The organism is Acinetobacter sp. (assembly GCF_045628685.1).
Classification (GTDB): Bacteria; Pseudomonadota; Gammaproteobacteria; order Pseudomonadales; family Moraxellaceae; genus Acinetobacter.
Genome location: NZ_JAZQPV010000001.1, coordinates 49690 through 62336, shown reverse-complemented (window position 1 = coordinate 62336; position 12647 = coordinate 49690). Strand labels below are relative to the sequence as shown.

Below are 12647 nucleotides of genomic sequence, written 5' to 3'. Positions count from 1 at the left end.
CGTGGTGGTTGGGGAATTGGTCCGTGTGTTTCAATCAATATGGGGCAATCTTCAAATACCAAAAAAACTGAATTAGCTCGCCTATTGGGTGAGCAGGAAGCTGTGGTTCAGGCAGCTCAATTCAAAAATTGCCCGATTATTGTTCGCAATAAAATTCAGTAATTATTGGAATAATCACTCTGTTGGACATCTTAAATGTACTGCAGGGTGATAAAATCTTAATAAAATGTTTCAGTTAAATTTTATTAATATCAAATACTTGTTTATTTGATGGGTGAAATATAAACGCCCAAGGTCACGATTTCATAATCGAAATACTTGTCACTTTTTGTGACTTTCGTATAAGGTGTGCCCTGTTTATTGGTGATATCAGGTATTTATGATCGAGAGTTGGCTTTTTGTGTTGGCGGTGATTGCGGTTCTGATGATTCCGGGCCCAACTAACGCATTACTTGCAAGCTCTGCACATCAACAAGGCATTGCCAAAACCAGTTTATTTATTCCAGCCGAGCTGCTGGGTTATTTTTATGCCATTAATTTATGGGCATTGCTGATTCACTTATGTAGTCCAGTCTGGCCGAATTTCATTCATATTGTGCATTTTTTTAGTGCACTCTATGTGGGTTGGATGGCCTTCCATTTATGGAAAGTCTCAGATTTACAAAAACATAATCAACGTCATTCTTCTATTCGACCTCGACAACTGTTCTTTTCCACCTTTAAAAATCCTAAAGCCTTGTTGTTTGCCACCGGCATTTTACCAATCGAAACCTGGAACAGTCCGACCAATTTTGTCTTGGTATTTGCAGCATTTAGTTTGGTACTGTTGCCTACTGTGGTGTTCTGGATGTCATTTGGAAGTGCAATTCTGGCAGGTCAATCGACACAAATCAAAACCGATCTTTTATATAAAGGATCGGCCATGCTGCTGCTGCTGGGGATGTTGCCTGTAGTTATTCGTTTCTTTTAAATTTCAAAGCCGTTGCAACATACCAGTTTAATATGCCTTTTTCAGCTTTTGACGAATAAAACCAATAATGCCGGGCAGGACACTAATAATAATAATGCCAAAAATCAGATGAGTAAAATTGTCTTTGACAATTGGCATGTTGCCAAATAAATAACCCAGAGTAATAAATGATCCGACCCAGCAGAATGCCCCAATCAGATTGTAGCTTAGAAAGAACTTATAATTCATGCTGCCGGCACCGGCGACAAATGGCGCGAAAGTACGGGCAAAAGGTACAAAACGGGCAAAAATAATGGTTTTACCACCATGTTTTTCAAAGAATTTTTGCGTATAAGCTAAGTGTTGTTTGTTAATAAAACGGGATTCCATTTCAAAAACACGTGGCCCGATATATTTACCAATATGATAATTCAGCGTGTCACCCAATACGGCAGCAATAAAGAGCAGGATGATGAGAATGAATGGATCCATTGCCCCTGTTGAAGCAGCTAACGCCCCTGCAGCAAACAATAAGCTGTCACCCGGTAGAAACGGCATTACCACCAAACCGGTTTCCACAAAAATAATTAAGAAAAGAATGGCATAAATCCAGACGCCATAATTGGTGATAAATTCGAGCAGATGGTCATCAACATGTAAGATAAAATCAAGCAGTTCCATGGGGCTACAGGCAACAAAAATGTGCTGAAATCCTAGCAGTCTGTGACATGAAAGTCAGTATCAGAAAAGAAATTAATTGCTTTTTCATGCTTTCTCTTTATAACGATTTATCTTACAAATTATTTTTTGGACCCCTCTAGAAAAGATCAGAATAACAGTTCATTAAAACAAAAGTTAAGAGCTGCTTAATGTTTAATCCAAATATAGCTGTAATAAAACAGGATTCTATCTCGACAAACCAATGCCTTGCTGAGTCTGTTAGCAGGTTTGCTGATGGCTTATATTTTTTGTTTCTAACTGGATGAAAATAAATGCTTGTGCCACCTCCGGGTATAGCGAATCCAAAGATGTACCTGATGGGCCTCTACCTTTAAGCATCTTGATTGTTGTATTGGGTGATGGTCTGGCCTGTTCTTTGGCTTCCAAGCCAGTTTGGTCGCCTTATGTTTAGTCATTATTACCGTAATTTGCGGCTTTGTTTTTCATGGTACTGGCACTCCGGATGATATGCTTCAATTGATAAAAAATATCATCATAACAGGGGTATTGTTGCTGATGTTACAGAGTGCAGGCAAATTCAGTAAATATTATAGAGTTGAAAATAATCATTAAATTTAGAAAAAAGTAGGATTTAAGCTGTAATATTATTTTTTTGTAATTACATAAAAGTTGTCTGTCATACATAAAAGCTGCGTACAAATTGCCTGAATATTGTTTCAATAATGATTGCAACTGCAATATGGAGTCAATCATGAACAAAATATTATTGGCACTGTTTGTTACGGGTTCAATGCTTTTTACAGCACCTGCATGGGCAGCTGAAAGTGATCAGGTCGTTATGACTAAAGCTGATCAGGCCATTATCACTGAAGCTGCTCAAAATACGGTGACTGTGGCACAAGCAAAACGACTTCCCGATAAAACTTTAGTCACGCTTACCGGTGTAATTGCTATAAAAACACATAAGAATCATTTTGAACTGAAAGATAGCTCTGGCAAAATTGGTATAAATCTAGATTCTAAGTTATGGAGATCAATCCACCTGACACCAGGTGATAAAGTGAAGGTAGTGGGTAAAGTGGATACCCATAATGGTAAATCAACCAATATCGATGCGATTCAAATCGCAAAAAGGAAAAATCCAGCTGATCAATGGAGTTGGTTTCATCGGATTTTGAGATGAAGGATGAATTATGCAAACCCATGATTTTTAGAATATTTTATGAAGTTGATTAAGGAATGAAGTTTAGACTTATGGTAATAAACCGACGAGTAGTGATCCGGTTGAAATAGAAAAATTGCTCATAAAAAAGTACTTAAAAAAGTGCTTTTTTATGAGCAAAATATAGTGCATTTAATTGAATACAGGCCTTGTGCGAATAGTGTGCTTAATGCGCCGAAAAATGATAGAATGCAGCGCTTATTTCGTTTGCCTTACATAGTTGTTTGTCATGACTACCAATACTCAAATCACTGAAGACCGCATCCTGATCTTGGACTTCGGTTCTCAATACAGTCAGCTTATCGCACGCCGTGTACGTGAAGCTGGCGTATATTCTGAAATGTATGCCTATGACATGTCTGAAGAAGACATTCGCGCATTTAATCCAAACGGTATCATCTTGTCTGGTGGTCCTGAAAGTGTTCATGAAGAAGGTAGTCCACGCGCACCTGAAGTTGTATTTAACTTGGGTGTACCTGTGTTGGGTATTTGCTATGGCTTACAAACCATGTCTGAACAGCTTGGCGGTAAAGTAGAGCCAGGTACAGTGCATGAATTTGGTTATGCAGCAGTTGACGTTTTAGTCCGTGACCAGCTTCTTGGCGATTTGGACGATGGCGAGAACAAACTGAATGTTTGGATGAGCCATGGCGATAAAGTTAGTGCGATTCCAGAAGGTTTTTCTGTGACTGCAAGTACGCCAAGCTGTCCCTTTGCAGCAGTAAGCGATGAAAAACGTCGTTTTTACGGTGTGCAGTTCCATCCAGAAGTCACCCATACGGCAAAAGGTGCAGAGTTATTATCTAACTTTGTACACAGCATTTGCGGATGTCGTAACCTTTGGAACTCCGAAAATATTATCGACCTACGTGTTGAACAATTACGTGCTCAAATCGGCGATCAAAAAGTATTGCTTGGTCTTTCAGGTGGTGTAGATTCCTCTGTAGTTGCTGCACTTTTACACCGTGCGATTGGTGATCAATTGACTTGCGTATTTGTAGACAACGGTTTGCTTCGTTTAAACGAAGGCGAGCAAGTGATGGACATGTTTGCAAAAAACATGGGTATCCGAGTAATTCGTGCCGATGCTGAAGAGCGTTTCTTGTCTGCACTTGCAGGTGAAGTTGATCCTGAGAAAAAACGTAAAATCATCGGGCGTGAATTCATTGAAGTCTTCGCTGAAGAAGCACGTGGTTTAGACGGAGTAAACTTCCTTGCTCAAGGTACGATTTACCCTGACGTGATCGAATCTGCTGCGACTAAAAACGGTAAAGCGCACGTGATTAAATCACACCACAACGTGGGCGGTTTACCAGAAGATTTAGCATTTGAATTGGTTGAGCCAATTCGTGACTTATTTAAAGATGAAGTACGTCGTTTAGGAACCACTTTAGGTTTGCCACATGAAATGCTTTACCGTCATCCATTCCCGGGTCCGGGTTTGGGCGTGCGTATTTTGGGTGAAGTGAAAAAAGAATATGCTGACATCCTTCGTTTAGCTGATGACATTTTCATGCAAGAACTTCGTGCCAGCGGTTGGTATGACAAAACTGCTCAAGCATTCGCTGTATTCCAACCAGTTAAATCTGTTGGTGTAGTAGGCGATGGTCGTCGTTATGCATGGGTGATTGCACTTCGTGCAGTTGAAACTGTTGACTTCATGACAGCACGTTTCGCTCATCTTCCATATGAACTGGTTGATAAAATTTCAACGCGTATCATGAACGAAATTGCTGACGTTTCACGTGTTGTATATGACGTGTCATCTAAACCACCAGCAACGATTGAATGGGAGTAATTTTCTAAAGAAAATTACTAGAAAAAGAGCGCTTAGGCGCTCTTTTTTTATTCTATAATTATTAAAAATTAAATACTTAATGAGAAAATAAATGGCATTGCCTACTTACGATCAACTCATGTTGCCATTGATGAAATTATTATCAGAGCGAGATGAGGCAATTAAAATTTCACAAGCTACTGAAATTTTAGCTCAGCGATCAGGCTTAACTGAAGAAGAATTAAATAAATCGCTAGCTAGTGGTAATAATTTTTTTAAAAGTAGAGTTGGTTGGGCCAAAACATATCTTGTAAAAGCAGGCTTAATTTCACAACCTAAGCGTGCATTTTGTGAATTAAGTGCAGAAGGCAGAAAACTGGATTTAAATAATATTACCGCAATCACAAATGATTTTTTGATGAGGTTTGATGAGGTTTGATGGATTTTCAGAATTTCACCTAGGAACTAATTCAGGTTCAGAGTCAAACAACCGAAAAGATACAATTAGAGATATTGATGCTGCTAAAAAAAGTGAGACTCGAACACCTGAAGAAATTATTCAAAATACAACAATGCTATTAATTTCTTCATTAAAAAATGATCTTTTGAAATTAGTAAAAGAAAATAGTCCATCTTTTTTTGAAAGATTAGTAGTCGATCTTCTTGTAGAGATAGGATACGGAGGTTCACACCAAGATGCAGCTCAAGCGATAGGTAAAACTAACGATGGCGGAATTGATGGTGTGATCAGTGAAGACCGTTTAGGTTTAGATAAAATTTATATTCAAGCCAAGCGTTGAGAAAATACAGTGGGACGTCCTGATATTCAGCAGTTTAAAGGTGCTTTGGCTGATCAAGTCGCCAAGAAGGGTGTATTCATTACCACTTCAAGTTTTAGTAAAGAGGCAATTGAGTCGGCAAGGAAATCAGGTATTGTTTTAATTGATGGCGATAAACTCACGTCACTCATGATTGAATTTGGATTGGGTGTGCAAGTTGAACGAAGTTTTCATATTTATAAAATTGACCAAGATCGTTTTGATGAAGAAACTTTTTAATTATTCACACCTATAAATAGCCACTTGATTACGGCCATTTTTCTTGGCTTGATATAGCGCAATGTCGGCATTTTTAATCAGTAAACTCAAATCATTTTGATTGGGCTGTAGCTGAGATACCCCAATCGATACGCTAAAATTCAAAAAAAACTTATCCTTAATACTGATTTGATGACTTTCAATAGTTCGACATAATCGATTAGCGATGGCAATGGCATCCTCCAATGTAGTGTTTGGTAATAATGCAATAAATTCCTCTCCGCCAAAACGGGCTAACACATCTGTATGTCGCATCTCCTTACGGGCAATTTCAGCAAGTACCCGAAGAACTTTATCTCCTACATCATGTCCATGGGTATCATTAATATTTTTGAAAAAATCGATATCCAGCATTAATAAACAGGCCAAATTATATTTTGGCCACTTCTGCATGGTTTGTTCAGCAACCTGCAAAAACTGTCGACGATTATTGAGCTGGGTTAACTCATCTGTATGCGCCAGCTCACTTAGTGTGTAATAGTTCCAGTCATTTAATAGAACCCGTAAAAAATTGCGTTTTGAATTTAAAGTATTATTCCAGCTGATATACATGCTGAGGAATAAAATAGGGGCATAGATGAGAGAAAATAAAACAACTTCCTCAAAGCTGACCAACTGAAATACGCCATAAAAAATGACAGCACTAATCAATAAAGAAGTGAAAATTGAATTTCGAAAAGAGACTTGTACACATAAATTGCCTAATAGAATAAAAATCACAGCGGCATATATATACGTAGTCACGATTGGACTATGCGACAAAGTCAGAAGACTTAACCATAATGCAGCAGCAGCTGCGACGTAGATGGGAAGTAAGCTATCGAGAATTTTAATATTTTTACAGTAATGAAAGGCGAGCCAGTTGATTAATATAGCAAATACCACAAGAAGAAGCCGGGAAATACCGGAAAGCATGCCAATTTCAGGAATCAGCACCCAATCTATAAAGAAATAACTTAAAAATGTAATCTGACCAATAAAATTGACGCATTTTAGAAATTGTCGTTGGTGCTTGTTTAGATAGTCCAGGTAATAGGATTGAAATTGATCCGGAATACGTGTGGCTGGATCTTGTAATTCCTGTTCTATTATTTTTCGGTTTTCAATCGTACACAGCTGCTTGGGTAAAATATAAGCAGTTTCCTGATTTAAATTTTTATCCTCATTTGCTCTGCTTTGATGAGGATTTTTATCATTGTTGGTATAAATTTTTTGTTGATCTCCGCTCAACATGGAGATACCCCTTTCTGTGTGGGATTCGTAAAGCAAGAATAATAGGGAGAGGAATGGGATTTGTATATGACTTAGACAATCAATGGAGCACACAATTGTGACAAAATTTTATTTATGTATAAAATTCATATGAATAGGCGATGAATAGGGGGGTAAATGAAAAATGAAGGGCTTGTTTTATTAAGAGAAATTTCAAAACTCCTATTGTCCTATCCATGATATTCAGCATATTAATTTAACTATAGGCTGAAGCTGTAAGAGCCTATATGATCCTATGAATAAGTCAGGACATTAAAAATGGTTTAGTCCGTACGATTCAGGATAAAAATATGAGCAATAGCAACTATACAGAACTTTCTGCTTCAGATGATTGTGAAAAATACGTGAATCAATTTATTCAGGAATTTCGTTTACGTAGTGCGGAAATTGGGCAAGGAACCGTAATTAAACGCGCTTTGCCAAGTCGCCATAAACGCTTAATAGGAGCATGGTGTTTCTTGGATCATGCCGGTCCCGTGAATTTTCCGCAAGGTGATGGCCTGGATGTGGGACCACATCCACATATCGGTTTGCAGACCTTCACCTGGATGATTGAAGGGACCATGATGCATACAGACAGTCTGGGTACAAAACAGTTGATTCGCCCGAAGCAGGTCAATTTAATGACTGCCGGTTACGGTATTTCACATACTGAAGTTGCTCCGGAAACTGAAACCCATATGCATGCGGCACAGCTCTGGATTGCACTGCCTGATGATAAAATGAATATGGCACCCTGCTTTGATCATTATCCAGAACTTCCTGTGGTTGAAAAAGATCAGGTTGAATTTACTGTATTGGTGGGTGCATTTTTAAAAACCAAATCACCGGTAGCTGTACATACAGAATTACTTGGTGTGGATTTAACTGCAAAAGAATCGACCACCACCCGACTTAAACTTAATCCCAAATTTGAATATGGTTTCATGGCTTTGGATGGGGCTGCTGTCGTAAATGGCCATGAACTGACTGAAGACAATATGGTGGTTCTTGAGCCGGGTGTTACTGAAATTGAAATCCAGCTGCATAAGGGCAGTCGTATTCTGCTGTTGGGTGGTGAGCCTTTTGAGTCGCCAATACTCTTGTGGTGGAACTTTGTCGGGCGTACTCAGGAAGAACTTTGCAAGGCGCGTGACCACTGGATTGAACAACATGAACGCTTTGGCAATATTGCCGATTATTCAGGACCACGCTTAGAAGCACCGGCATTTCCGGATAAAATGCGTGCCTCCAGATAAAGATAAAATTTTAAATAAAGATAACATTTAGGACTCATTATCCTTATGGCCATTATTGCAAATGCAGAAGTCCGTAGCCTGACTGAACCGTGGTCGGGCGAGATCAACACGGGTAAACACCAATTGTTGACCGATAAACCGGAATCTTTTGGGGGACAGGATAAAGGTCTCGCACCCTATGATTTGATTTGTTCAGCTTTGATTTCCTGTACCATGATTACGCTGCGAATGTATGCCAGTCATAAAGGCATAGAGCTGGGTGAATTTTCTGTTGAATCCGATTTTAATGCCAATAGAGAAGGCAAAGAGTGGATTGAACGCCGTTTGTCCTTTGCACAGCCCTTATCGGATGAGCTGAAGCAAAAGGTTTTAGAGATCAGCAGTAAAACACCGGTAACCAAAACATTATCACGTAGCCTAGAGATTCATACTGTACTTGTCTAAGTTGATGAACAGATTGAAATGACATTTTGTGTAAAGCAGGATGTCATTTTTTTAGGGCTATGCGTATAGTCAGAGTAGAAAAAATAAAGAGTAAAATAATGATTACCTTACACCACTTAGATCAATCGCGTTCCTTTCGAATTTTATGGGCTTTAGAAGAACTGGCTTTGGATTATCAGGTGAAGTTTTATAAGCGCTTACTGACTTTTGCTGCGCCGCCTGAATTAAAACTGGTTCATCCTTTAGCCAAAGCTCCGGTGTTGACCGATGCGGATCAAACCATTGCTGAATCTGCAGTGATTTTGCAATATCTGCAAGAAACCTATGATCAAAAACAGAAATTTAAACTGCAAAATAAAAAAGATCAGCAGCAATATCGCTATTGGATGCATTATGCGGAAGGTTCCCTGATGCCTTTACTGGTGATGCAATTGGTGATGAGTAATGTACCTAAACAGGTTCCATGGCTGGTAAAGCCGGTTGCGAAAAAAATTACCGCCGGAGTGAAGGCAGGCTTTATTCAACCGCGTTTAAAAGATCATATTAACTATCTGGAAGATTATTTGGCGAAGCATGAATATGTGGCAGGCGAATTTTCATTTGCCGATATTCAGATGGGTTTTCCCTTAGAGGCCATTCAGTCAAGAACATCAGGGTCATATCCTTATATCACGGCCTATGTAAAACGTTTGGTGGAACGTCCGGCTTATCAGCGCGCCAAGTTTAAAGAACAGAACCTGGCTTAGATTGAACCACCAGATGTACTGTACAACTAGCTCATGTGGTAGAGACGTTCTTTAGGAAAAATCACTTTAAAGATTGAGCCTTGATTTTCTTTCGATTCAATTTCTAAATGTGCGCCGTGTTGCATCAGCACATGTTTCACAATTGCCAGTCCTAGACCGGTTCCGCCGGTTTGACGGCTACGCGCGCTATCGACACGATAGAAACGTTCGGTTAAACGCGGCAAATGTTTGGGGTCAATCCCGATGCCGGTATCTTCAACCGTAAAGATGCCGTGTTCGCCATCATCATGCCAGCCCATGGTAATGGTGCCGCCTTTAGGCGTGTATTTAATGGCATTGGTAATCAGGTTGCTGAAGGCACTGGCAAGCTCGGTATCTGAACCAATCAGGTCGCAATGACTGTCGATATCCAGATTCAGGGTGTGGTGATAGTCTACATTGTAGGCTTGAGCATCATCGAACAGCTGGTTCATCAGGCCCGGCATTTCAATGATCTGGTTCTTGGCAATCTGCTTGTTGCTTTCTAAACGTGAAAGTAACAGCAAGTCATTGACCAAGGCATTCATACGTCTGGTTTGTGCCTGCATCTGGTCAAAAGCACGTTTCCAACGCGGATTTAAATCTTCCTGATCGGTAAAGGTTTCAATATAGCCGCTAAGAACGGTCAAGGGGGTACGCAGTTCATGCGAAATATTGTCGACAAAGTCTTTGCGCATTTGTTCCAGGTTATGCATACGGGTAACATCATAAGCCACCAATAATCGGCTTTCACCGCCAAAACGGGTCATTTTGACTTGTACATAATGATCTTCAAAAGCAGAAGATTTCATTTTCAAGCCGTCGGGTGCTTGATCTATATTGTTAAAATATTCAATAAAATTCGGCTGACGCAGCAGGGTTAAAATATTGCGTCCCCGATCTAGAGGCTGAATACCCAGTAATTTTTCCGCTGCGGGATTCCACCATTCAATCTGGTGTAATTCATCAATCAGAACCACAGCTTCAGCCAGGGCAACCAAGGACGATTGAGCGCGGTCAATCAAGCCGACCATTTCTGCCTGAACAATACGTTCTTGGCGCTGTGCGCGATAAACATTAAACAACAATGCACCCCAGATTCCGTCTAAATTGGGCGGAACATCGTAAGGGCGATTGGAAATCCATTCATTCACCAAATACAGTGAACGCAGTTGCAAGGCAAAGAACATCGCAAAGGCGATAAAAATAAAAATCCAGAAATACCCAATCCCGATACCCATTAAACCTGCAATCAGCAGTAAAAAGGCCAGTAAACGTAAATCTTGCTTGGCAAAAGTCCATAAACTGCTATAGCGGAACCGTTTATGTTCTCGTGCAAGTTCTGGGACGGGGTAGGGCTCATACATAAAACACGATTTACCTAAAAAACAACTAACCTAAAGCGACATCCGCGCGAGTAGAAAAACGGTAACCTGTGCCACGAACGGTTTGTATATAGCGATCCACTCCAAAAGGTTCCAGCACTTTGCGTAAACGGCGAATATGCACGTCAATGGTACGGTCTTCAATATATACGTTACCACCCCAAACCTGGTCAAGCAATTGAGCGCGGGTATAGGCACGTTCTGGATGGGTCATGAAGAATGCTAACAATCGATATTCTGTAGGGCCCATCTCTAAAATATGATCACCGAAACTGACGCGCTGGCTGACCGGATCAAGCACCAGACCCTTGGCATCAATGGTTTTTTCGCCACTCAAGGCATTGGCACGGCGTAACACAGCTTTAATTCGTGACACCAGTTCCCGGGTCGAGAAAGGTTTGGTCATATAGTCGTCTGCGCCTGCATCGAGACCTTGTACTTTATGGTCTTCTTCGCCGCGGGCAGTCAGCATAATCACCGGAATTTCATTTAAGCTTTCATCGCGTTTTAAGCGACGGCACAGGTCAACCCCACTAATCCCACCCGGTAACATCCAGTCCAATAAAATAAGCGCAGGGCGTTGATCCACGATCATTTGGTGAGCTTGTTTGGCATCTTCTGCCTGTAAACATTGAAAGCCTGCCATGTCTAAAGAGGTATGAATCATCTCTCGAATGGGAAGTTCGTCATCGACAATTAATATATAGTCATCTTTCACAACGCAATATCCTATTTGATGTTAACGGTGAACCGTTTTGTATTTATGACAGGCTTATTACAAAGATTAATTATGACAGTATCATTGCAGAAAGGGGCTATATGCCTATATTCGCAAAGAAATGTGACAATTTTTTTGCTCCAAAATGAACAATTTAAAATAAATCAGCCATCTAAATATAATACATTCAACATGTTGGGTGGTTTTTAGTCATCTGGTTAAGATGAACTTTCTTTTTTCACTGTTTTTTCTTTTTCTGAAAAAGTGTCGAGCAGAGAAAGGAAAACAATGCTGCAAGACGATAACACCTCTTGCATCGATTGTTTAAAACCACTCACTACCCAGCGAATCGCAATTTGAGTGACATAGCCATTTAGCCCGGTTGCAACTAAAGAAATTTCACGCTCAGAACGGTCAATATGCGGCATCATTAACATGACAAAGGCATGAATCATGCGGTCAAAACGCAACATGGTTTCATGAATGGTGGCCTGATTATGCAGCTCTTGAACCAGCATGGCATCAATATAAATAATCCGTGCCATACGCGGATTATCTTTTAAGGTGGTGAGTAAAGCGGTTAAGCCGGATTCAATCATTTTTCGTGGATCGGTCGATGCTTGCATGATGGCCTGCATGACATTGTGCTGCAATTGATCAATCAATTTTAAAAAGATAGTTTGAAAAAGCTCATCACTTTTCTTAAAAGATTCATAGAAATAGCGTTCGGTCAGTTTGGCTTCATTACAAATATCTTTTACCGTCACCGCAAAAAAACCATGCGTGCCATAAGCCTCAATGCCGGCTTCAATCAACTTTTCACGACGTGCCTGTTTACGCTCAGTTAAAGACAGACCTTTAAATTGGCGTTCTTTGATTTTTGACGGCTTATTCTGTTTTTCTTCAAGATTTTCGTATTGTTCAGTCATAAATGTGGTGTGCCAAATTAAATCTGGGTTTTGCCTTATCTTAACAATAATTTACTCACAGACCTATGCTGTAAATGACCAGATGCTCTTTGATCTTGCTATTCATCCAATATTATATTGACAATGAGTATTGTCAATATAATATTGGATGAATGAACTGTGCCTCATCAA

Annotated in this window: 12 protein-coding genes and 2 pseudogenes; 9 read left to right on the top strand and 5 right to left on the bottom strand. The window is 39.9% G+C overall.

The genetic code is table 11. The features are described from left to right. Both ACKI4H_RS00320 and ACKI4H_RS00315 read left to right on the top strand, forming a co-directional pair. Nucleotides 1–162, top strand: a pseudogene (locus ACKI4H_RS00320) (hypothetical protein); the annotation flags it as partial. Nucleotides 163–379: 217 nt separating this feature from the next. Next, nucleotides 380–970, top strand: coding sequence for a LysE family translocator (locus tag ACKI4H_RS00315; RefSeq protein ID WP_407303111.1), 591 nt, complete (start codon nt 380–382; stop codon nt 968–970). Nucleotides 971–997: 27 nt separating this feature from the next. Here the strand turns inward: ACKI4H_RS00315 and ACKI4H_RS00310 are convergent, their stop codons facing one another. Beyond that, nucleotides 998–1630 (bottom strand): DedA family protein, encoded by a 633-nt coding sequence (locus ACKI4H_RS00310; protein ID WP_407303110.1) that lies wholly within the window; start codon nt 1628–1630, stop codon nt 998–1000. Nucleotides 1631–1931: 301 nt separating this feature from the next. Here ACKI4H_RS00310 and ACKI4H_RS00305 point away from each other — a divergent pair, with 301 nt between their 5' ends. The 4 genes and pseudogenes from ACKI4H_RS00305 to ACKI4H_RS00290 all read left to right on the top strand — a co-directional run bounded on the left by ACKI4H_RS00305 (nt 1932) and on the right by ACKI4H_RS00290 (nt 5687). Beyond that, a complete protein-coding gene (locus ACKI4H_RS00305) occupies nt 1932–2081 on the top strand; it encodes a hypothetical protein (protein WP_407303108.1) in 150 nt (49 codons plus the stop codon). Between the two features lie 300 nt (nt 2082–2381). Then, on the top strand, nt 2382–2813 hold the full coding sequence (locus ACKI4H_RS00300) for a NirD/YgiW/YdeI family stress tolerance protein (protein WP_407303107.1): 432 nt from the start codon (nt 2382–2384) through the stop codon (nt 2811–2813). A 268-nt stretch (nt 2814–3081) separates the two neighbouring features. Next, entirely contained in the window at nt 3082–4650 is a 1569-nt protein-coding gene (gene guaA, locus ACKI4H_RS00295) for a glutamine-hydrolyzing GMP synthase (protein ID WP_407303105.1), read from the top strand. Between the two features lie 91 nt (nt 4651–4741). After that, nucleotides 4742–5687, top strand: a pseudogene (locus ACKI4H_RS00290) (restriction endonuclease). On the opposite strand, the gene ACKI4H_RS00285 reads toward ACKI4H_RS00290, so the two are convergent. Beyond that, a complete protein-coding gene (locus ACKI4H_RS00285) occupies nt 5688–6959 on the bottom strand; it encodes a GGDEF domain-containing protein (RefSeq protein ID WP_407303104.1) in 1272 nt (423 codons plus the stop codon). Between the two features lie 329 nt (nt 6960–7288). On the opposite strand from ACKI4H_RS00285, the gene ACKI4H_RS00280 reads away from it, so the two are divergent. The 3 genes from ACKI4H_RS00280 to ACKI4H_RS00270 all read left to right on the top strand — a co-directional run bounded on the left by ACKI4H_RS00280 (nt 7289) and on the right by ACKI4H_RS00270 (nt 9426). Further along, entirely contained in the window at nt 7289–8236 is a 948-nt protein-coding gene (locus ACKI4H_RS00280) for a pirin family protein (protein ID WP_407303103.1), read from the top strand. A gap of 45 nt (nt 8237–8281) precedes the next feature. Continuing rightward, nucleotides 8282–8680, top strand: a complete 399-nt coding sequence (locus ACKI4H_RS00275; RefSeq protein ID WP_407303102.1) for an OsmC family protein — start codon at nt 8282–8284, stop codon at nt 8678–8680. A 98-nt stretch (nt 8681–8778) separates the two neighbouring features. Next, nucleotides 8779–9426 (top strand): glutathione S-transferase, encoded by a 648-nt coding sequence (locus tag ACKI4H_RS00270; protein WP_407303101.1) that lies wholly within the window; start codon nt 8779–8781, stop codon nt 9424–9426. A gap of 26 nt (nt 9427–9452) precedes the next feature. On the opposite strand, the gene phoR is transcribed toward ACKI4H_RS00270, so the two are convergent. The 3 genes from phoR to ACKI4H_RS00255 form a co-directional block, all read right to left on the bottom strand. Then, entirely contained in the window at nt 9453–10811 is a 1359-nt protein-coding gene (gene phoR, locus ACKI4H_RS00265) for a phosphate regulon sensor histidine kinase PhoR (RefSeq protein WP_407303100.1), read from the bottom strand. A gap of 25 nt (nt 10812–10836) precedes the next feature. After that, nucleotides 10837–11547, bottom strand: a complete 711-nt coding sequence (gene phoB, locus ACKI4H_RS00260; RefSeq protein ID WP_407303099.1) for a phosphate regulon transcriptional regulator PhoB — start codon at nt 11545–11547, stop codon at nt 10837–10839. 218 nt (nt 11548–11765) lie between these two features. Continuing rightward, nucleotides 11766–12476: a TetR/AcrR family transcriptional regulator gene (locus ACKI4H_RS00255; RefSeq protein ID WP_407303098.1), complete on the bottom strand. Its 711-nt coding sequence runs from the start codon at nt 12474–12476 to the stop codon at nt 11766–11768. Between the last annotated feature and the right edge of the window lie 171 nt (nt 12477–12647).

What these genes read in the sequence shown, in the direction of transcription:
- ACKI4H_RS00315 (WP_407303111.1), top strand. Translation starts at nt 380, where the DNA reads ATGATCGAGAGTTGGCTTTTTGTGTTGGCGGTGATTGCGGTTCTGATG.
- ACKI4H_RS00310 (WP_407303110.1), bottom strand. Translation starts at nt 1,630, where the DNA reads ATGGAACTGCTTGATTTTATCTTACATGTTGATGACCATCTGCTCGAA.
- ACKI4H_RS00305 (WP_407303108.1), top strand. Translation starts at nt 1,932, where the DNA reads ATGAAAATAAATGCTTGTGCCACCTCCGGGTATAGCGAATCCAAAGAT.
- ACKI4H_RS00300 (WP_407303107.1), top strand. Translation starts at nt 2,382, where the DNA reads ATGAACAAAATATTATTGGCACTGTTTGTTACGGGTTCAATGCTTTTT.
- guaA (WP_407303105.1), top strand. Translation starts at nt 3,082, where the DNA reads ATGACTACCAATACTCAAATCACTGAAGACCGCATCCTGATCTTGGAC.
- ACKI4H_RS00285 (WP_407303104.1), bottom strand. Translation starts at nt 6,959, where the DNA reads ATGTTGAGCGGAGATCAACAAAAAATTTATACCAACAATGATAAAAAT.
- ACKI4H_RS00280 (WP_407303103.1), top strand. Translation starts at nt 7,289, where the DNA reads ATGAGCAATAGCAACTATACAGAACTTTCTGCTTCAGATGATTGTGAA.
- ACKI4H_RS00275 (WP_407303102.1), top strand. Translation starts at nt 8,282, where the DNA reads ATGGCCATTATTGCAAATGCAGAAGTCCGTAGCCTGACTGAACCGTGG.
- ACKI4H_RS00270 (WP_407303101.1), top strand. Translation starts at nt 8,779, where the DNA reads ATGATTACCTTACACCACTTAGATCAATCGCGTTCCTTTCGAATTTTA.
- phoR (WP_407303100.1), bottom strand. Translation starts at nt 10,811, where the DNA reads ATGTATGAGCCCTACCCCGTCCCAGAACTTGCACGAGAACATAAACGG.
- ACKI4H_RS00255 (WP_407303098.1), bottom strand. Translation starts at nt 12,476, where the DNA reads ATGACTGAACAATACGAAAATCTTGAAGAAAAACAGAATAAGCCGTCA.